Genomic DNA, 19,755 nt, shown 5'->3' with positions numbered 1-19,755 from the left:
TACGGCGGTCATAGCGAGGGGGAAACGCCCGGTCCCATTCCGAACCCGGAAGCTAAGCCCCTCAGCGCCGATGGTACTGCATGGGAGACTATGTGGGAGAGTAGGACACCGCCGAACACCCTTTCAGATATGGGCCGCAACCCTTCGGTTGCGGCCCATACCTGTATCCGGACCCAGAATCGACCTTGTTCCGGACCCAGAATCGACCTTGCTGCGGGCCGCGCCTTCGGGTGCGGCCCATTCGTGTGTCCAGGCCCCGGTTCAATCCGCAGCGGCCGCACACCCTTTCGGGATCCGATCCCCCGTGTACTCGAACCCGAGGAAGAGCCGCATCGGCCGCGCCCTCGACGCTCCCGATCGAGGGATCTGGGCGGCTCCTTCACCGCGCCGCGCTCGGGAAGAGGGGCGAGAGCGGGCCATGGCCGGAGTGCGGGGTCACCCCGGCGCTACGGCGTTACGGCGGTACCGGTACCGACCTCCTGCGGTGCTGGCGGTCGACCTCCTGCTACGAGCTGCGGCGAGCGGGTCAAAGCCGCCTGTGCTCAAGGATCGGTCGGGTAACGTGCGCGCAACACTGCTGTGGTGACATTGGTCATCGACGTCCTGATGGGTGGGTGACACCGAGGTTCCTAGCCGCAGGGTTCCGGACCTGCTGCGCGGGGTCCCACCTGCCCATCGACGATGCTCATCACAGTCTTGGCCGCCCGCTCGTCCGACCACGACGGCCGTGCGCCGCGCGAGCTCCGTCGCCCCCGACCGGGGTGCGGACTCACGCCAGAGATCTCGTTGTTTCCACGGAGGGAAGATCATGCACGTTAGACGTCCGGGCGCGGTTTGCGCCTTGGCTACTGCGTCGGCGCTGGTGGTGGCTCTGGCCGCTCCGGCCGGCGCAGCCCTGGTACACCCCACCGCGCTCAGCCCCACCGTGGTGCTGCCGCAGGTTGTCGAGGACGACGGCCGGCCCTACCCGCGCGCCGAGCCGCTCGCCGTCCCGGCGGAGGACCCGGACGACGCGTCGATCCACCGGGGTGCGGTGCCGTACCACCAGATCGCTCCCGCGATCAACGCGTTCATGGCCGAGAGCGACCTCGTCTCCGCCGAGGTCGTCGGGGAGTCCACCGAGGGACGCGAGATCTACCTCGTCACGGTGACGGCGCCGGAGACGGCAGAGGAGAGCGCCCAGCAGGACGCGTGGCGCGATGCCGTCAAGCACGACGCCGCCGCCGCCGCGGACGACGCCGAGCTGCTCGCCGGTTACAAGACGCCGGTGTGGTTCAACGGCAACATCCATGGCAACGAGTGGGAGGGGACGGACGCCTCGCTCCAGTACATCGAGGACCTCCTCGCCGCGGTCGAGGACGGCGATGAGGAGGCGACGGCGCTCGTCCAGGACCACCGTCTGTACTTCACGGTGACGAACAACCCGGACGGTCGGGTCAACGGGACCCGCGCTACGGCACTCAACCTCGACCCGAACCGCGACTTCGTCACGAACACGACGCCGGAGACCGCGCTCATCCGCGACCTCACGAGCGACCTCCAGCCGGTGTTCTTCATCGACCTCCACGGTTACACCGGCGTGCTCCAGGTCGAGCCGACCGGTCCGCCTCAGGGCGAGAACTACGACCACGACCTCCTCATGCCGCACGCGTACGCCGCGGCTCTCTACATCGAGGAGGAGGTTGTCGACGCCGCGATCGAGGGCAACCCGCTCACCGAGTCCGGCGGCATCACCATCCCTTACCGGGACACCCCGTCCGGCTGGGACGGGTGGCCGCCGATCTTCACGGCGCAGTACGTCCAGTTCCAGGGTGCGATCTCCTACACCGTCGAGCTCGGGCTCGGCCGCACCGACGACCCGGTCGAGAGCGCCCGGCGCACCGCCGTCAACACCGCCGTCGGGAGCGAGGTCATCGAGAGCACCGTCGAGTACGTCGACGCGAACCGTGACGAGATCCTCGAGAACCAGATCGAGATCTTCCGCCGCGGCGCGGCGGGGGAGCCCCTCGTCGAGATCCCCGCCAGCCCGGACCCGGACAACTACCCCGGACCGGACCAGTGGGCCGAGGAGTGGGACGCCGCCGACGTCACCGGGACGACGTTCCCCCGTGCCTACGTCATCCCCGCGGGCGAGGCGCAGGAGTCCGCGACCAACGCGGCGGCGCTCGTCGCCCTGCTGCTCTCCCACGGCGTCGAGGTCGACGTCGCTGACGCGCCGTTCACCGCCGGCGGCGTGACCCACGAGGCCGGCTCGTACGTCGTCGACATGCACCAGCCGCTCCGCGGCCTGGCGAACGTCATCCTCGACGAGGGCACCGACATCAGCGAGCGCGTCCCGACGATGTACGACATCGCGGCCTGGAGCCACGCACTGCTCTGGGGTGCCACGGTCGACTCCGTCGGGGACACCGGCGACGCCGCCATCGAGGTCACGACCAGCCCGGTCGACGCGCCGCTGCCGACCGGCTCCGTGCCCGACGACGCCCCCTACCTCAGCCTCGAGCTCAACGGCGCCGCGGAGGTCCTGGCCGTCAACGCGCTCCTCGATCTCGGCGTCGCGGTGAGCGACATCGGGGACGGGACCTACGTCATCGCGCCGGACGGCGCCCCCCTGGCGCAGGACATCGCCGACCTCCTCGGCGTGACCTTCACCGCGACCGACGGCGCCGAGCTCCGCGGCGACGACGTCGTCGGACTGAGCGACCTCACGGTCGGGTACACGTCGTCGGCCGCGTACGCGGGCGAGGACTTCCTCACCCTCACGCAGCTCGGCTTCGGCGACCTCGTCCGGGTGACCGAGGCCGGTCTCACCGACGGCACCGTCGACCTCGACGAGATCGACGTCCTGTGGCTCGGCTCCGCCCTGCGGTTCGACGACACGCAGGCGGCGGGCCGCGACGCCCTCGCCGAGTACTTCGCGGCGGGCAAGGGCTTCGCCGGCCGCGCGGCCGCGGGGGCCGCCATCGCCACCGAGCTCGGCCTGTTCGACGTCGGCCTCGTCCAGGGCCCGCGCAGCGCGAACGGCATCGTCACGGTGGATACCGCGGCTGACGGTGTCCTGGCCGGCACCGCCGACACCGAGGCGTTCGTCTACACGCCGGTGTACTTCACCGACCTCGGCGAGGACGTGGCGGTGGAGCAGCGCTACAGCGCTGACCCGCTCGTCAGCGGCCACTGGCTCCCGAACGGGGATGGCACTGGTGGTCCGGATGCGGCCTCCGGCCAGCCCGTGGCGGTCTCCGCCGTCACCGACGCCGGTTCGCACGCCTTCCTCTTCGGCACGTACCCGACGTTCCGCACGCACCCGCGCGGGATGTTCGCCGATGTCGCGGCGGCCCTGTTCTGGGCCGGTCCGGAGGGGGCCGTCGTCGAGGCGCCCACGGAGGAGCCGACGGAGCAGCCGACCGAGGAGCCCACGCCGACGCCGACCGTCGACCCGACTCCGACGCCGACGGTCGACCCGGTGCCGACCGGTGACCCGACGGCCACGCCGACGACGCCCGCCCCGGGCGCCGGTGGTGAGCTGCCGAGCACGGGTGCCACCGGATCGGCTCCCGCCCTGCTCGCGGCGCTGGCGCTGCTCATGGTGGGTGGCCTCGCGGCGGGCCTCGCAGGCCGTCGCTCGGCGACCCTCGCGGGGCGCCGGTAGTCAGGGTGCTCCCCTCCCGCCGCGCGTCCGACGCCGGCGGGAGGGGAGCACCGCTCCGGCACGGTCTCGGGTCCCGAGCACGGGGCATCGCCGGCCGTCAGAAGTCCTAGACTTCCCCGCATGAGCACACAGCCCCGCGCGACGAGCGACATCAAGCCCCGGAGCCGGCAGGTCACGGACGGCATCGAAGCCACCGCCTCGCGCGGCATGCTCCGGGCGGTCGGCATGGGTGACGACGACTGGGTCAAGCCCCAGATCGGCATCGCCAGCTCGTGGAACGAGATCACCCCGTGCAACCTCTCGCTCGACCGCCTCGCGCAGGGCGCGAAGGAGGGTGTGCACGCCGGGGGAGGGTACCCGCTCCAGTTCGGGACGATCTCCGTCTCCGACGGCATCTCCATGGGCCACGAGGGCATGCACTTCTCCCTCGTCTCCCGTGACGTCATCGCCGACTCCGTCGAGACCGTCATGCAGGCGGAGCGCCTCGACGGCTCCGTCCTCCTCGCCGGGTGCGACAAGTCCCTCCCGGGCATGCTCATGGCCGCCGCGCGGCTCGACCTCGCGAGCGTGTTCCTCTACGCCGGGACGATCATGCCGGGCTGGGTCAAGCTCGAGGACGGCACGGAGAAGGACGTCACCCTCATCGACGCCTTCGAGGCCGTCGGGGCCTGCTCACGCGGGCTCATGAGCAAGGGCGACCTCGACCGCATCGAGCGCGCCATCTGTCCCGGAGAGGGCGCCTGTGGCGGCATGTACACCGCCAACACGATGGCCTCCGTCGCCGAGGCCATGGGCATGTCCCTGCCCGGCTCGGCGGCGCCGCCGTCGGCCGACCGCCGGCGCGACATGTTCGCGCACCGCAGTGGTGAGGCGGTCGTCGAGCTCCTCCGCCAGGGCATCACGGCCCGGGACATCATCACCAAGCCCGCGCTCGAGAACGCGATCGCGGTCGTCATGGCCTTCGGCGGGTCGACGAACGCCGTGCTCCACCTCCTCGCGATCGCCCACGAGGCCGACGTGGACCTCACGCTGGCCGACTTCAGCCGCATCGCGGACCGCGTCCCGCACCTCGGCGACCTCAAGCCGTTCGGCCGGTACGTCATGAACGACGTCGACCGCATCGGCGGCGTCCCCGTCGTCATGAAGGCGCTCCTCGATGCGGGCCTCCTCAACGGCGACTGCCTCACGGTGACCGGCAAGACCGTCGCCGAGAACCTGGAGAGCATCAACCCGCCGGACGCCGACGGCAAGATCCTGCGCGCGCTCGACAACCCGATCCACGCCACCGGCGGCATCACGATCCTCGGAGGCTCGCTCGCCCCCGAGGGTGCCGTCGTCAAGTCAGCGGGCTTCGACTCGGACGTCTTCGAGGGCACCGCGCGCGTCTTCGAGCGTGAGCGCGCCGCGATGGACGCCCTCGAGGACGGCACGATCGCTGCCGGCGACGTCGTCGTCATCCGCTACGAGGGCCCCAAGGGCGGACCGGGCATGCGCGAGATGCTCGCCATCACCGGCGCCATCAAGGGCGCCGGGCTCGGCAAGGACGTCCTCCTCCTCACCGACGGGCGCTTCTCCGGCGGCACGACGGGCCTGTGCGTCGGCCACGTCGCCCCCGAGGCCGTCGACCAGGGCCCCATCGCCTTCGTCCGCGACGGCGACAGGATCCGCCTCGACGTCGCGAACAAGACGCTCGACCTGCTCGTCCCCGAGGAGGAGCTCGCAGAGCGCGCCGCCGACTGGGAGCCGCTGCCCCCGCGTTACACCCGCGGCGTGCTGGCCAAGTACACGAAACTCGTCCAGTCGGCCTCGCGCGGCGCCATCCTCGAGTGAGCCGGGCGGGCGTGACCGGACCACCGCGCGGCCGGTCACGCCACGTCTGCTACGGGACGAGCAGCACCTTGCCCGTCGTCTCCCGGCCCTCGAGCGCGCGGTGCGCCTCGGCGGCGTCGGCGAGCGGGAACGTCGCGCCGACCCGCAGGTCGAGCCGGCCTGCTACCACCTCGGCGAAGAGCTCCTCCGCGCGCCACCGGAGCTCGGCGCGGTCGGCGGTGTAGTCCGCGAGGGTCGGCCGGGTGACGAAGACGGATCCCGCGCGGTTGAGCCGCTGGAGGTCCACGGGCGGCACCTGGCCGCTCGAGCCGCCGAAGAGGACGAGCATCCCGCGCCGGCGCAGAGAGGCGAGGGAGGCGTCGAAGGTCGTCCGGCCGACGCCGTCGTAGACGACGTGGACGCCGCGGCCCTCGGTCAGCTCGCGGACGAGGGCGGGAAGCTCGGTGTCGAGGTCGTCGAGCTCGGTGTACCGGATGACCTCGCGGGCGCCGGCCGCCCGGGCGAGTGCCTCCTTCTCCGGGGTGGAGACCGTGCCGATGACGCGCGCACCGCGCTGGGTGGCGAGCTGGGTGAGGAGGAGCCCGACGCCGCCGGCCGCGGCGTGGACGAGGACGCCGTCGCCCGCCTGGACCGGGTACGTCGAGGCGACGAGGTAGTGCGCGGTCATGCCCTGGAGCGGGAGGGCCGCCGCCGTCGTCAGGTCGACGCCGTCGGGCACGGGTACCGCGACGGCGGCGGGCACGAGCACCTGCTCGGCGTAGCTGCCGGGCGCCGCGGCCCACGCGACGTGGTCCCCGACGGTGGCGTCCGTGACGCCGGGGCCGACGGCGAGGACGCGGCCCGCGCCCTCACCGCCGGGCACGTGCGGGAAGTCCATGGGGTAGGTGCCGGACCGCTGGTACGTGTCGATGAAGTTGACGCCCGCGGCGGCGACCTCGACGAGGAGCTGGCCAGGCCCGGGCTGCGGTGCCTCGAGCTCGGCGGGGGAGAGGACCTCGGGGCCACCGGCGCGGGTAGCGTGGATTGCTCGCATGGCGCCGACGTTACCGGCACGTGCGTCCTCCGTGCCCCGCCGGGGGCGCGTGACTCGCGTGGCGGACGCGTGTCTACATGCTGAGCCTGTGATCCACGATGCGAGACGGCCGGGCGTGGAGTACCGCTCGCGCGCGTGCGGGGTTATGGTTGTGCCGTGCAGCACCGACGACTCGTAGTTATCCCGCGCGCAGCCGCGGCCCGCTGAAGCGGCCCGTCTGCGCGCATCCCTTCGCACCCCGTTGGGGCGGAGGGCTTTTTTGTGCCCGGCACGCTCGCATGAACGACCTGAACGACCAGGAGGGTAACGATGGTTAAGGGACCAGTCCCCGCACCGCCCCGGCCCACGCCTCGCCCCGTGCAGTCGGCGCCGCCCGTGGCGCTCGACGGTGGCACGCAGGAGCGCGTGACGACGAGCGCGGTCGAGCACGTCAACGGGGCGAAGAGCATCGTCCGCTCCCTCGAGGAGGTCGGGGTCGACACGATCTTCGGCATCCCGGGCGGGGCCATCCTGCCCACCTACGACCCGCTCTTCGACTCCACGCGCCTGCGGCACATCCTCGTGCGGCACGAGCAGGGGGCCGGCCACGCCGCCGCCGGGTACGCCGCGGCGACCGGTCGCACCGGGGTCTGCATGGCGACGTCGGGGCCGGGCGCCACCAACCTCATCACCGCCATCGCCGACGCCAACATGGACTCGGTCCCCATGGTCGCCATCACCGGCCAGGTCGGCGCCTCCTACATCGGCACGGACGCCTTCCAGGAGGCGGACATCGTCGGGGCGACGATGCCGGTCACGAAGCACTCCTTCCTCGTGACGAACGCCGACGAGATCCCCGCCCGCATCGCCGAGGCGTTCCACATCGCCTCGACCGGGCGGCCCGGCCCCGTGCTCGTCGACATCGCCAAGAGTGCGCAGCAGGCGCCGACGACGTTCACGTGGCCGCAGCAGCTCAACCTGCCCGGCTACCGGCCCGTCGCCAAGCCCCACGCCCGCCAGGTGCGCGAGGCCGCCCGGCTCATCGCGACCGCCCGGCGCCCCGTCCTCTACATCGGCGGCGGCGTCATTCGCGCGAACGCGTCCGGCGAGCTGCTCCGGCTCACGAACGACTCCGGCGCTCCCGCCGTGACGACGCTCATGGCCCGCGGCGCGCTGCCCGACTCCCACCCGCAGCACCTCGGCATGCCCGGCATGCACGGCACGGTCGCGGCCGTGGCGGCGCTCCAGCAGGCCGACCTGCTCATCACGCTCGGTGCCCGCTTCGACGACCGCGTCACCGGCCAGCTCTCGAGCTTCGCCCCGAACGCCACGGTCATCCATGCGGACATCGACCCCGCCGAGATCTCCAAGAACCGCACGGCCGACGTGCCGATCGTCGGTGACCTCAAGGAGATCATCGCCGACCTCGTCGTCGAGCTCGGCCACGCCCACGCGCAGCACGGGCGGCCAGACCTCGAGGCGTGGTGGCACCGGCTCGACGACCTGCGCTCGACGTACCCGCTCGGCTGGACCCCGACGGCCGACGGTCACGCCGCACCCCAGCACGTCATCAGCCGGCTCGGCGAGATCGTCGGCCCGGAGGCGATCTACGTCTCCGGCGTCGGCCAGCACCAGATGTGGGCTGCGCAGTTCATCCGGTACGAGCGGCCGCGGAGCTGGCTCAACTCCGGCGGGCTCGGGACGATGGGTTACGCCGTCCCGGCCGCCATGGGCGCCAAGGTCGGCGAGCCCGACCGTACGGTCTGGGCGATCGACGGCGACGGCTGCTTCCAGATGACGAACCAGGAGCTCGCGACGTGCGCGCTCGAGGGCATCCCGATCAAGGTCGCCGTCATCAACAACTCCTCGCTCGGCATGGTGCGCCAGTGGCAGACGCTCTTCTACGACTCCCGCTACTCGAGCACCGACCTCAACACCGGTCACGAGAGCCGGCGGATCCCGGACTTCGTCAAGCTCGCGGACGCCTACGGCTGCGTCGGCCTGCGGTGCGAGACGACCGCGGACATCGACGCGACGATCAAGCGAGCGATGGAGATCGACGACCAGCCCGTCGTCGTCGACTTCACCGTGAGCGCCGACGCGATGGTCTGGCCCATGGTTGCGGCGGGCGTGAGCAACGACGACATCCAGTACGCACGCGGGATGACCCCCGCGTGGGACCGCGACGAGTGAGTGAAGGACGAGAAGATGAGTACCCGCCACACGCTGTCCGTCCTGGTCGAGAACAAGCCGGGCGTGCTCACGCGCGTCGCCGCGCTGTTCGCGCGCCGCGCCTTCAACATCCACTCGCTCGCCGTCGGGCCGACGGAGCACCCGGAGATCTCGCGGATCACCGTCGTCGTCGACGCCGCGGAGCTTCCGCTCGAGCAGGTGACGAAGCAGCTCAACAAGCTCATCAACGTGCTGAAGATCGTCGAGCTCGAGCCTGACTCCTCCGTCCAGCGCGAGCTCCTGCTCGTCAAGGTGCGCGCCGACGACGGCTCGCGCACCGCCGTCCTCCAGGTCGTCGAGCTCTTCCGCGCCCACGTCGTCGACGTGAGCCCGGACGCCGTGACGATCGAGGCGACCGGCTCGGACGGCAAGCTCAACGCCCTCCTCACGGCGCTGGAGCCGCACGGGATCCGTGAGATCGTGCAGTCCGGCACCGTGGCCATCGCCCGCGGCTCGCGCTCGATGACCGACCGGGCCCTCGAACGGATCCGCACCGCCTGACCCCGCCGCCGGCCGCGCCGGCACGGGCGACCCACGTCCGACCGCACCACCACACGCACATCACACACACAGGGAGAACCACAGTGGCTGAGCTGTACTACGACGACGACGCCGACCTGTCGCTCATCGCGTCCAAGAAGGTCGCCGTCATCGGCTACGGCAGCCAGGGGCACGCGCACGCGCTCAACCTGCGCGACTCGGGCGTCGACGTGACCGTCGGCCTGCGCGAGGGCAGCTCGTCGCGGGCGAAGGCCGAGGAGCAGGGCCTCAAGGTCGCCGGCCTCGACGAGGCCGTCGCCGCCGCCGACGTCGTCGTCATCCTCGCGCCCGACCAGACGCAGCGCACGATCTACGCCGACCACATCGCGCCCAACCTCAAGGAGGGGGCCGCGCTGCTCTTCGCGCACGGCTTCAACATCCGCTTCGGCTACATCGACCCGGCCGCCGGGCACGACGTCGTCATGGTCGCCCCGAAGGGCCCGGGCCACCTCGTCCGTCGCGAGTACGAGGCGGGGCGCGGCGTGCCCGTCATCGTCGCCGTCGAGCGGGACGAGTCCGGCCAGGCGTGGGACCTCGCGCTCAGCTACGCCAAGGCCGTCGGCGGCCTGCGTGCGGCCGGCATCAAGACGACGTTCACCGAGGAGACCGAGACGGACCTCTTCGGCGAGCAGGCCGTCCTGTGCGGCGGCGCGAGCCAGCTCGTCCAGTACGGCTTCGAGACCCTGACCGAGGCGGGCTACCAGCCCGAGGTCGCGTACTTCGAGGTCCTCCACGAGCTCAAGCTCATCGTCGACCTCATGTACGAGGGCGGCATCGCCAAGCAGCGCTGGTCCGTCTCGGACACGGCCGAGTACGGCGACTACGTCTCCGGCCCGCGTGTCATCACGCCGGACGTCAAGGAGAACATGAAGGCCGTCCTGGGCGACATCCAGTCCGGCGCGTTCGCCGAGCGCTTCATCAACGACCAGGACGCCGGCGCACCGGAGTTCGCCGAGCTCCGCGCCAAGGGCGAGGCGCACCCGATCGAGGCCACCGGCCGCGAGCTGCGCAAGCTCTTCGCCTGGGTCGAGGCGAAGGACAGCGACTACACCGAGGGCAGCGCCGGGCGCTGATCCCGCTGCACGCCTGCAGGTACGACGACGCCGCCCCGCTTCTCGTGGGGCGGCGTCGTCGTCTGTCCGGCGGCAGGGGCCGTCAGGTCAGGATGGCGATCTGCATGGGGTAGCGGTAGACCTCGCCGCGGTTGGCCCGCACCGCGCCGATGACGGAGAAGACGACCTGGAGGACGAAGGCCCCGATCCACAGGACGATCGCGAGCGGGATGAGGATGATCGTGAAGAGGCAGATCCATCCGGCGATGGTCGCGAGCCACACGGTGATGTTGAAGTTGAAGGCGCTCGCCGCGGCGTTGCGGACGAGCTCCCCGCGCTGACGCATGAGCACCCAGACGAGCAGGGGCCCGACGAAGCTCAGCCAGCCCGCGCTCAGCACCATGGCGATGAGCGGGGACAGGTGGGCGAGGACGGCGATGGCGCGGTCGTCGGCGCCGGCGGGCGGCCGGTAGCCGCTCGGTGGGCGGGACCCACCGGTCTGGCCGTACCCGCCGGACTGCTGGTAGCCGCCGGGCGGCTGATACCCGCCGGCCTGGTCGTACCCGCCCGGGCCGGCCGGACCCCCGGTGCCGTGGTCGCCCGCGGACGGGTAGCCGCCCGGCGTCGATCCGTAGCCTCCGGGGGGAGGCTCGTGCCCGCTGGGAGGCGGGGGTGGTGGCAGGGTGCTCATGGCGCTCCTTCGGTGCGGGTGACGTCGATGCCTCGAGCGTAGTGAGCGGAGGCCGCGAGCGGCAGTGGCGGTCCCGCACCTGGCAGACTCCGGGCATGGACAACGACGCGGCACAGCCCGGCCCGGACGACTTCGACGGCACGCCTGCGCCAGGACCGGGTGCCGGCCCCGCGGCCGACGTCGAGACGGACGCCGACCAGGACGCGGCGATCGAGGCCTACTGGGCCGTCGCGCGCAAGCGGACCGGCATCAACCGGCTCGACGTCGTCGTCGGCCAGGCGCCGCTGAGCAACGTCGTCCCGCCGGCCTGGGCCTTCGGCGGCACGCCGGAGGAGGCCGACGATCTCCTCGCGCTCGTCCTGGCCGGGCAGAAGACCGCGACGACGTCCGCCCGGTGGGAGTACGACGCCGAGGACGTCCCGCTGCCCGCCCTCGGCGACCTCTCGATCATCCTCGACGGCCAGGGCCGGCCGCAGGCGCTCATCTCGACGACGGCGGTCGAGGTCGTGCCGTTCGGCGAGGTCGGGGAGGAGCACGCCGCCGCTGAGGGGGAGGGCGACGGCTCGCTCGAGACCTGGCGCCGTGCGCACGAGGCGTACTTCCGTGAGCACCGCGCGGAGCACGAGGTCACGCCGGACATGCCGGTCGTCCTCGAGCGGTTCACGCTCCTCTACCCGCGCGTGAACCGCGCCGGGGGGCCGGTGGCGGGCGACGGCACGGAGACCTCCTCGGCCGGCGGAGCGGAGTAGCGGCGCTCCACCGACCGAAAGGTGAGACCGCCATCCCGTCTGGTGGGACGCGGGGTTACGATCCCCGGCATGACTCGCAGCATCAGTGTGGCAGTGGTGGCAGGGGACGGCATCGGTCCGGAGGTGACCGCCGAGGGCCTCAAGGTCCTCGACGCAGTCCTTGCGGGCGAGGACGTCGCTGTGACGACGACGCCCTTCGACCTCGGCGCCGCCCGTTGGCACCGGACGGGGGAGACCCTCACGGACGCCGACCTCTCGGCCATCGCCGAGCACGACGTCATCCTGCTCGGTGCCGTGGGCGACCCGGGCGTGCCCAGCGGCGTCCTCGAGCGCGGGCTGCTCCTCAAGCTCCGCTTCGCGCTCGACCACTACGTCAACCTGCGCCCGTCCACGCTCTACCCCGGCGTCAAGAGCCCGCTCGCAGCGCCGGGCGAGGTCGACTTCGTCGTCGTCCGGGAGGGCACCGAGGGCCCGTACGTCGGCAACGGCGGCGCGATCCGCGTCGGCACGCCGCACGAGGTCGCCAACGAGGTGAGCGTCAACACGGGCTTCGGAGTCGAGCGCGTCGTGCGTGACGCCTTCGCCCGCGCGGCGGCCCGCCCGCGCAAGAAGCTCACGCTCGTCCACAAGCACAACGTCCTCGTCCACGCCGGGCACCTGTGGCGTCGGACCGTCGACGCGGTCGGTGCGGAGTTCCCCGACGTCACGGTGGACTACATCCACGTCGACGCCGCGATGATCTACCTCGTGACGAACCCGTCGCGCTTCGACGTCATCGTCACCGACAACCTCTTCGGTGACATCGTCACCGACCTCGCCGCCGCCATCACCGGCGGTATCGGCCTCGCCGCGTCGGGGAACATCAATCCCGACCGCACGACGCCGAGCATGTTCGAGCCGGTTCACGGCTCCGCCCCGGACATCGCGGGCCAGGGCAAGGCGGACCCGACGGCCGCCGTGCTGTCGGTGGCCCTCATGCTCGAGCACGTGGGGCTGGGCGAGGCCGCCCGCCGGATCGAGGCCGCCGTCGCGGCCGACATCGCCGCCCGCGGCGACTCCGTGCGGAGCACGAGCGAGATCGGTGACGCGCTGGCCGCGGCCGTTTCCCGCTGAGCAGGCCGAGCCGGCCCGACGACGGCGGCCGTGGCGCTACCGTCGTCCTCAGCACCCTTTGCCAGTGGAGGCACCATGAGCAACGCGACCCCGTCCACCGCTCCGGCGAGCACCGAGGCGACGCCCTTCGTCGTCGTCCCCAGCTCGAGCCCCCGCACGCCCGAGGCGCGGGCCGCGGCGCTCGCCAACCTCCGCTTCGGCGTCGAGTTCACGGACCACATGGCGCGGGCGACGTGGACGCCGGAGCAGGGTTGGCACGGGCACCGGGTCGAGGCCTACGGCCCGCTCCAGCTCTCGCCGGCAGCCGCCGTCCTCCACTACGCGCAGGAGATCTTCGAGGGGCTCAAGGCCTACCGGCACGCCGACGGCTCGGTGTGGTCGTTCCGTCCCGAGGCGAACGCGCGTCGGTTCGCACGGTCGGCGCGCCGGCTCGCCATGCCCGAGCTGCCCGAGGTCGACTTCCTCGGCTCGCTCGAGGCGCTCGTCGAGACCGACCTCGAGTGGGTGCCGGCGAGCGACGGGGCGAGCCTCTACCTGCGCCCGTTCATGGTGGCGACCGAGCCGTTCCTCGGTGTGCGCCCGGCGCGGATGTTCGAGTACATCCTCATCGCCTCGCCCGTGGGCCCGTACTTCACGAACGGCTTCCACCCCGTCTCGATCTGGGTCGCCGAGGACTACCACCGCGCCGGTCCCGGCGGGACGGGTGCCGCGAAGTTCGGCGGGAACTACGCGGCCAGCCTCCTGCCGCAGCAGCGCGCGCACGAGCAGGGGTGCGAGCAGGTGTGCTTCCTCGACGCCGCGACGGAGACGAACATCGAGGAGCTCGGCGGGATGAACGTCTTCGTCGTCGGGGCGGACGGCAGCGTCCGGACGCCGGAGCTGACCGGCTCGATCCTCGAGGGCGTCACCCGCTCCTCGATCCTCGCGCTCCTGCGCGAGGAGGGGCGCGACGTGCGTGAGACGGCCATCCCGCTCGCCGAGATCGTCGCGGGCGTGCAGGACGGCTCCGTCACCGAGATCTTCGCCTGCGGCACCGCCGCCGTCGTCACGCCCATCGGCCGGCTCGCCGGTGAGGGCTTCGACGTCACCGTCGCGGGCGGCGAGCCCGGCCCGACGACGGAGGGGCTCTTCCGGCGCCTCACCGACATCCAGTTCGGCCGCGCCGAGGACCCGCACGGCTGGATGCACCGGCTCGTCTGAGCAGGGCCCGCGGGTGCTTCCACCGGTGCCCGCGCGGCACAGGCGCGCAGCGGTGGCCCGGGGGCGCCGACCACCCACCGCGGCGCCTCGCCGCGGTGGGCGTGGCGGACGGGCCCGACGCCGCGGCGCATGTGGCATGATGTCCGCGTGACGCAGTTCCGGCTCATTATCGGCTAGCGCACCGGGCACATCCGCCCTGTGCGCAGACCTCCCGTACCTCGGGGGGTTTTTTTGTTGCCGGGGCCGACCGCCACCGGCAGCACGCCGGGTGGGAGCCCGGTACCGATACCGGCACCACCCCCGCCGGTGAGCAGGGCGGCGCACATGCCGGCACACAGGAGTGAGAACCATGAGCACGACGAGCACCGCCTCCAGCGACGCCGCTGCCCGCAGCGCCGTCCCGACGATCGAGGTCTACGACACGACGCTGCGCGACGGCGCCCAGCAGGAGGGCATGAACCTCTCGGTCTCGGACAAGCTCGCCATCGCCCCGCTCCTCGACGAGCTGGGCGTCGGCTACATCGAGGGTGGCTGGCCGGGGGCGATCCCCAAGGACACCGAGTTCTTCGCGCGCGCCGCCAAGGAGCTCGACCTCACCCACGCCCGCCTCGCGGCGTTCGGGTCCACGTGCAAGGCCGGCACGGCGCCGCACGACGACCCGCAGGTGCGCGCCCTCGTCGACTCCGGCGCGCCCGTCATCACGCTCGTCGCCAAGAGCGACATCCGCCACGTCGAGCGGGCGCTGCGCACCGACGGCGCGGAGAACCTGCGCATGATCGGGGACACGGTGCGCTACCTGCGCGCCGCGGACCGCGAGGTCATCCTCGACGCGGAGCACTTCTTCGACGGATACCGCTTCGACCCCGCCTACGCGACGGCCGCGATCCGCACCGCGCTCGAGGCCGGCGCGAGCGTCGCGGTCCTGTGCGACACGAACGGCGGCATGCTCCCGCACTGGGTCGGCGAGATCGTCACGGCCGTGCGCGCCGAGGTGGACGGTGCGCTGGGCATCCACGCCCACAACGACACCGGTTGCGCCGTCGCCAACACCCTCGCCGCCGTCGCCGCCGGCGCCACGCACGTCCAGGGAACGGTCAACGGGTACGGCGAGCGCACGGGCAACGCGGACCTCGTCACCGTCGTCGCCAACCTCGAGCTCAAGCTCGGCGTCCCCATGCTCGCCGGCGCGGGCCTGCGCGAGTCGAGCCGGCTCTCCCACGCGATCAGCGAGATCACGAACATCAGCCCATACGGCCGCCAGCCCTACGTCGGCACGAGCGCGTTCGCCCACAAGGCGGGGCTCCACGCGAGCGCGATCCGGATCGACCCGGACCTCTACCAGCACGTCGACCCGATCGCCGTCGGCAACGACATGCGCATGCTCGTCTCGGACATGGCTGGGCGGGCGAGCATCGAGCTCAAGGGCCGCGAGCTCGGGATCGACCTCACGGGCCGTTCCGACGTCCTCTCCCGGGTGACGGACCGCGTCAAGGACGCCGAGGCCCAGGGGTACACCTTCGACGCCGCGGACGCCTCGTTCGAGCTCATGCTCCGCGAGGAGCTCGACGGCGCCCGCCCGACCTACTTCCAGGTCGAGAGCTGGCGGGCCAGCGTCCAGAGCGTCCCGGGCAACCCGACGCTCACCCTGGCCGAGGCCACCGTCAAGCTCCACACCGGTCGCGGGCGGGTCGTGCGCACCGGGGAGGGCAACGGCCCCGTCAACGCCCTCGACCACGCCCTGCGCGAGGCGCTCATCGACGTCTACCCCGAGCTCGAGGAGTTCGAGCTCGTCGACTTCAAGGTGCGCATCCTCGACACGATGTCCGGCACCGACGCGACGACGCGCGTCCTCATCGAGACCTCCGACGGCGTGCGCACGTGGAGCACCGTGGGCGTCGGCCCCGACATCATCGAGGCGAGCTGGGAGGCCCTCGTCGACTCCGTCGTCTACGGCCTGCTCCACCACGACGTCGTCCCGCGCTGAGGCGCTCCCTGCGGCGACGGCGGCGCCCGCCGTCGCCGTAGGGTGGCGGGATGCGCGGTGAGTACAAGGTTCCCGGGGGCAAGCTCGTAGCAGTCGACGTCGAGGTCGACGACGGACGGCTCACCGGGGTCTCGGTCTCCGGTGACTTCTTCCTCGAGCCCGACGACGCGCTCGCGGACATCAACCGTGCGCTCACCGGCATGCCGCAGGAGGCCGGCGTGGCTGAGCTCGCGCGCGCGATCGACACCGCGCTCGCGCCCGACGTCCGGCTCGTCGGCTTCACCACCGAGGCGGTCGGCATCGCCGTGCGCCGCGCGCTCGGGCGGGCGACGAGCTGGGAGGACCACACCTTCGACGTCATCCACGGCGGTCCCGTCCACCCTGCCCTCAACGTCGCGCTCGACGAGGTCCTCCCGCACGAGGTGGCGGCCGGGCGGCGGGGGCCGACCCTGCGGATCTGGGAGTGGGACGCGCCGCTGGTCGTCATCGGCTCGTTCCAGTCGGTGCGCAACGAGGTGGACCTCGAGGGGCTGCGCCGTCACGGCATGTCGGTCGTGCGCCGGGTCTCCGGAGGCGGGGCGATGTTCATGGAGCCGGGCAACTGCATCACGTACTCGCTCGTCGTCCCGGGCTCGCTCGTCGAGGGCCTCAGCTTCGAGCGCTCCTACGCCTACCTCGACGACTGGGTCCTCGGAGCGCTCGCCGAGGTGGGCGTGCGCGCGCGGTACGTCCCCCTCAACGACATCGCCTCGGACACGGGTAAGATCGGCGGCGCGGCGCAGAAGCGGTTCGCCTCGGGCGTCGTCCTCCACCACGTGACGATGAGCTACGACATCGACGCGGACAAGATGCTCGAGGTCCTGCGGATCGGGCGCGAGAAGATGTCGGACAAAGGGACGAAGAGCGCCAACAAGCGGGTCGACCCCATGCGCTCGCAGACGGGGATGGCCCGTGAGGCGATCATCGACGCGTTCCTCGACCACTTCCGCGGCCGCTACGCCACCCGCGAGTCCGCCTACACCGACGCCGAGCTCGCTCGGGCCCAGGAGCTCGTCGAGACGAAGTTCCTCTCCGACGCGTGGACGTACCGCGTCCCCTGACGCCTCGGCCTCGCGCGGAGGCGACGGCCGCCGCGACGGTCCGGGCAGCGCACACCCCGTGTGTGGATCGCCTCACAGCCACCGACCAGCGCTCCCGGCAGGGCGCGGGCGCTTGCCCTGAGGTGGACGTCGAAGCACTCACATCGTGAGATTTCTCCGCGTTCCCCGGGAAGCGCTTTCTAACGTCATTCGGACGCAGCAGCACCTCCGTCGCTGCGTCTGCCCATCACCGAGGAGCGCATCCACGTGCACGGCCACATGCCCGGATCATTCATCGCAGGCTTGCCCCTGCAGCCCTACGCCGCCGCGCTGGCGGCGATGGGCGCCTTCCTGCGTCGCCGCCCCGTGCGGGACTGACCGCCGGGCGGGCGTCGTGCGCGGTCACCCGCGCTCCCCGAACACGGACGTGCCGAGGCGGACCATCGTGGCGCCGGCGGCGATGGCGATCTCGGCGTCGCGGCTCATCCCCATGGACAGCTCGTGGGCCTCCGCGGTCCCCGGCGCGCCGCTGCCGAGCACGTCGTCGCGCAGGGCGGCGAGCCGCTCGTAGGACGCGCGGACGACGTCGGTGTCCGGGTGGTTCGCGCCGATCGTCATGAGGCCCCGCAGGCGCAGGTGGCCGAGCCGCCCGACCGCCTCCGCGAGCTCGACGGCGTGGGCCGGGGCTGCGCCCGCCTTCGTCTCCTCGCCGGAGGTGTTGACCTGGACGAAGACGTCGAGCACGCGCTCCGCCGCGGAGGCGGCGCGGTCGAGCCGCGCGGCCGTCGCCGGTGTGTCGATGCTCTGGACGCAGGCGACGAGCGGGACGACCTTGGCGACCTTGTTCGACTGGAGGTGGCCGATGAAGTGGGTCGCGTGCGGGAGGTCGGCGAGTCCCGGCTCGACGGCGGTGAGCTCCTGGGCGCGGTTGTGCCCGAGCAGCGTGGCGCCCGCCGCGATCGCCGCCCGGACGACCTCGACCGGCTGGGTCTTGACCGCGAGGAGAAGCTCGATCTCGCCCGGGTCGCGCCCGATGACGCCTGCGGCGTCCGCGACGCGGCGCCGCGCGACGGCGATGCGGTCCGAGAGGTCGACGCTCACGCCTCGACCCTAGCGACGCGGAGGCGCGCCGCCCGAATCCGGGGCGGGCCGGCTCGCGGGCCCCCCTTCGCTCCCGCTCCCTACTCCCGCCCTTGTGGGATCGCTGGCAGGATCGGGGCATGGACCGCTCGCTGCACCTCACCGGTGACCCCGAGGCTGACGAGCTGCTCTCGACCGTCCCGCTCGCGCTGCTCATCGGCATGCTCCTCGACCAGCAAGTCCCCATGGAGACGGCGTTCGCCGGGCCGTACAAGCTCGTCGACCGGCTCGGTGGCCTCGACCCGGCGGCCATCGCCCGCCAGGACCCGGACGAGTTCGAGCGCGTGTGCGCGACGCCTCCGGCGGTCCACCGTTTCCCCGGGTCGATGGCGAAGCGCATCCAGGCGCTGTGCGCCGTGCTCGTCGCGGAGTACGACGGCGACGCCGAGGCGCTGTGGACCTCCGGGGACCCGGACGGCCGTGAGGTCCTCGCCCGGCTCAAGGCGTTGCCCGGGTTCGGGGACCAGAAGGCCCGGATCTTCCTCGCGCTGCTGGGCAAGCAGCTCGGCCTGACGGCGGACGGCTGGCGGGAGGCCGCCGGCGCCTACGGCGAGGAGGGCGCCCACCGCTCGATCGCCGACGTCATCGACGAAGACTCCCTCCACCGCGTCCGCGCGACGAAGAAGGCGGCCAAGGCCGCGGCGAAGGCCGCGAAGGGCTGAAGCGGGCGGGGGCGCGGGAGGTCTTCCGCGGCCCGCCGGTCCTGGCGAGTCAGGGGAGCGCACGCTCCCTGGGTCCGGTGAGGCCGAGCCGATCAGTCTGTGAGCGTGATGCCGGGCTGATCAGTCGGCGAGCGTGATGCCGAGCTCACGCGCCATCGCCGGGAGCAGGGCCTGCGCGTCCTCGGGGGAGACCCGAGCCCCGCGCAGGGCGGTCACGCCCGAGATGCCGTCGAGGCGGCAGCCGCGGACGTGGACGTTCTCGCACCGCATGCCGTCGAGCGTCGCGCGCGTGAGGGTGCAGTCCTCGAGGAGGACGTCGGTGAGCCTGGCACCGGTGAGGTCGGCCTCGGACAGGTCGACCCCGCGCAGGACCACCGAAGACAGCCGCGCCCCGTGCCAGTTCGTCAGCGCCGCCTGCGTGCCCTCGACCAGCACCGACCGGAGCCGCGCGCCGGCGAGCTGGGCGCCGGTGAGCCGGACCTCGCGCAGGCTGCACCGCATGAGCGCGAGCTCCTCGGCGTGGAGGTTGGCGAGGTCTGCGCCGTCGAGGCGGCAGTCGACGAGCGTCGTGCGGTGCCACTGCGCGCCCGCGGCCCGAGCACCCTCGAGCGAGGAGCCCTCGACCTGGGCCTCGTCGAGCGCCGTGCCGCTGAGGTCCGCGCCGGACAGGTCGACCGCGCTCACCGTGGCGGAGCGGAGGTCGGTTGGGTCGCCGTGCTCGAGGTGCGCGGCGACGTCGGGCTGGGGGACCCGTGGCGCCTCGGCCCCGCCCCGCGCGCCACGCCTCAACGCGGCCCCCGCGCGAGGTCGGCCCAAGCCCGC

The 19,755-nt window shown here is 72.4% G+C and carries 15 protein-coding genes and 1 rRNA gene; 12 read left to right on the top strand and 4 right to left on the bottom strand.

Annotated features, from left to right (window positions below):
• The 3 genes from rrf (at position 1) to ilvD (ending at position 5,479) form a co-directional block, all read left to right on the top strand.
• Positions 1-117, top strand: a 5S ribosomal RNA gene (rrf, locus tag V2J63_RS10120).
• A gap of 811 nt (positions 118-928) precedes the next feature.
• A complete protein-coding gene (locus V2J63_RS10115; RefSeq protein WP_331230914.1) occupies positions 929-3,649 on the top strand; it encodes a M14 family zinc carboxypeptidase in 2,721 nt (906 codons plus the stop codon).
• A 120-nt stretch (positions 3,650-3,769) separates the two neighbouring features.
• Positions 3,770-5,479, top strand: coding sequence for a dihydroxy-acid dehydratase (gene ilvD / locus V2J63_RS10110; RefSeq protein WP_331230913.1), 1,710 nt, complete (start codon positions 3,770-3,772; stop codon positions 5,477-5,479).
• Positions 5,480-5,528: 49 nt separating this feature from the next.
• Here ilvD and V2J63_RS10105 read toward each other — a convergent pair whose 3' ends face one another.
• A complete protein-coding gene (locus tag V2J63_RS10105; protein WP_331230912.1) occupies positions 5,529-6,512 on the bottom strand; it encodes a quinone oxidoreductase family protein in 984 nt (327 codons plus the stop codon).
• A gap of 309 nt (positions 6,513-6,821) precedes the next feature.
• On the opposite strand from V2J63_RS10105, the gene V2J63_RS10100 reads away from it, so the two are divergent.
• From V2J63_RS10100 to ilvC, 3 genes are all read left to right on the top strand, one after another.
• Positions 6,822-8,684, top strand: a complete 1,863-nt coding sequence (locus tag V2J63_RS10100; RefSeq protein ID WP_331230911.1) for an acetolactate synthase large subunit — start codon at positions 6,822-6,824, stop codon at positions 8,682-8,684.
• 15 nt (positions 8,685-8,699) lie between these two features.
• Complete coding sequence (ilvN, locus tag V2J63_RS10095) at positions 8,700-9,224, top strand: acetolactate synthase small subunit (RefSeq protein WP_331230910.1); 525 nt, start codon at positions 8,700-8,702, stop codon at positions 9,222-9,224.
• Between the two features lie 83 nt (positions 9,225-9,307).
• Positions 9,308-10,336, top strand: a complete 1,029-nt coding sequence (ilvC, locus tag V2J63_RS10090; protein WP_331230909.1) for a ketol-acid reductoisomerase — start codon at positions 9,308-9,310, stop codon at positions 10,334-10,336.
• An 82-nt stretch (positions 10,337-10,418) separates the two neighbouring features.
• Here ilvC and V2J63_RS10085 read toward each other — a convergent pair whose 3' ends face one another.
• Positions 10,419-11,006: a DUF4870 domain-containing protein gene (locus V2J63_RS10085; RefSeq protein WP_331230908.1), complete on the bottom strand. Its 588-nt coding sequence runs from the start codon at positions 11,004-11,006 to the stop codon at positions 10,419-10,421.
• A gap of 95 nt (positions 11,007-11,101) precedes the next feature.
• Here V2J63_RS10085 and V2J63_RS10080 point away from each other — a divergent pair, with 95 nt between their 5' ends.
• From V2J63_RS10080 to lplAB, 5 genes are all read left to right on the top strand, one after another.
• Positions 11,102-11,755, top strand: a complete 654-nt coding sequence (locus tag V2J63_RS10080) for an ASCH domain-containing protein (protein ID WP_331230907.1) — start codon at positions 11,102-11,104, stop codon at positions 11,753-11,755.
• Between the two features lie 69 nt (positions 11,756-11,824).
• Positions 11,825-12,868, top strand: coding sequence for a 3-isopropylmalate dehydrogenase (locus V2J63_RS10075; RefSeq protein WP_331230906.1), 1,044 nt, complete (start codon positions 11,825-11,827; stop codon positions 12,866-12,868).
• A gap of 75 nt (positions 12,869-12,943) precedes the next feature.
• Positions 12,944-14,068: a branched-chain amino acid aminotransferase gene (locus tag V2J63_RS10070; RefSeq protein WP_331230905.1), complete on the top strand. Its 1,125-nt coding sequence runs from the start codon at positions 12,944-12,946 to the stop codon at positions 14,066-14,068.
• A gap of 349 nt (positions 14,069-14,417) precedes the next feature.
• Positions 14,418-16,052: a citramalate synthase gene (cimA, locus tag V2J63_RS10065; protein WP_331230904.1), complete on the top strand. Its 1,635-nt coding sequence runs from the start codon at positions 14,418-14,420 to the stop codon at positions 16,050-16,052.
• 50 nt (positions 16,053-16,102) lie between these two features.
• On the top strand, positions 16,103-17,152 hold the full coding sequence (lplAB, locus tag V2J63_RS10060) for a lipoate-protein ligase LplAB (RefSeq protein ID WP_331230903.1): 1,050 nt from the start codon (positions 16,103-16,105) through the stop codon (positions 17,150-17,152).
• Between the two features lie 381 nt (positions 17,153-17,533).
• Here lplAB and V2J63_RS10055 read toward each other — a convergent pair whose 3' ends face one another.
• Entirely contained in the window at positions 17,534-18,232 is a 699-nt protein-coding gene (locus tag V2J63_RS10055; protein WP_331230902.1) for a YggS family pyridoxal phosphate-dependent enzyme, read from the bottom strand.
• Positions 18,233-18,351: 119 nt separating this feature from the next.
• Between V2J63_RS10055 and V2J63_RS10050 the strand changes: the two genes are divergently transcribed.
• Positions 18,352-18,933: an HhH-GPD-type base excision DNA repair protein gene (locus tag V2J63_RS10050; RefSeq protein WP_331230901.1), complete on the top strand. Its 582-nt coding sequence runs from the start codon at positions 18,352-18,354 to the stop codon at positions 18,931-18,933.
• Between the two features lie 120 nt (positions 18,934-19,053).
• Here the strand turns inward: V2J63_RS10050 and V2J63_RS10045 are convergent, their stop codons facing one another.
• Positions 19,054-19,722: a pentapeptide repeat-containing protein gene (locus tag V2J63_RS10045; RefSeq protein WP_331230900.1), complete on the bottom strand. Its 669-nt coding sequence runs from the start codon at positions 19,720-19,722 to the stop codon at positions 19,054-19,056.
• Between the last annotated feature and the right edge of the window lie 33 nt (positions 19,723-19,755).

It is taken from the genome of Georgenia wangjunii (genome assembly GCF_036421975.1).
Lineage (GTDB): Bacteria > Actinomycetota > Actinomycetes > Actinomycetales > Actinomycetaceae > Georgenia_A > Georgenia_A wangjunii.
Note: the sequence above shows the minus strand (reverse complement) of the source record. Positions and strands in the feature narration are given on the sequence as shown.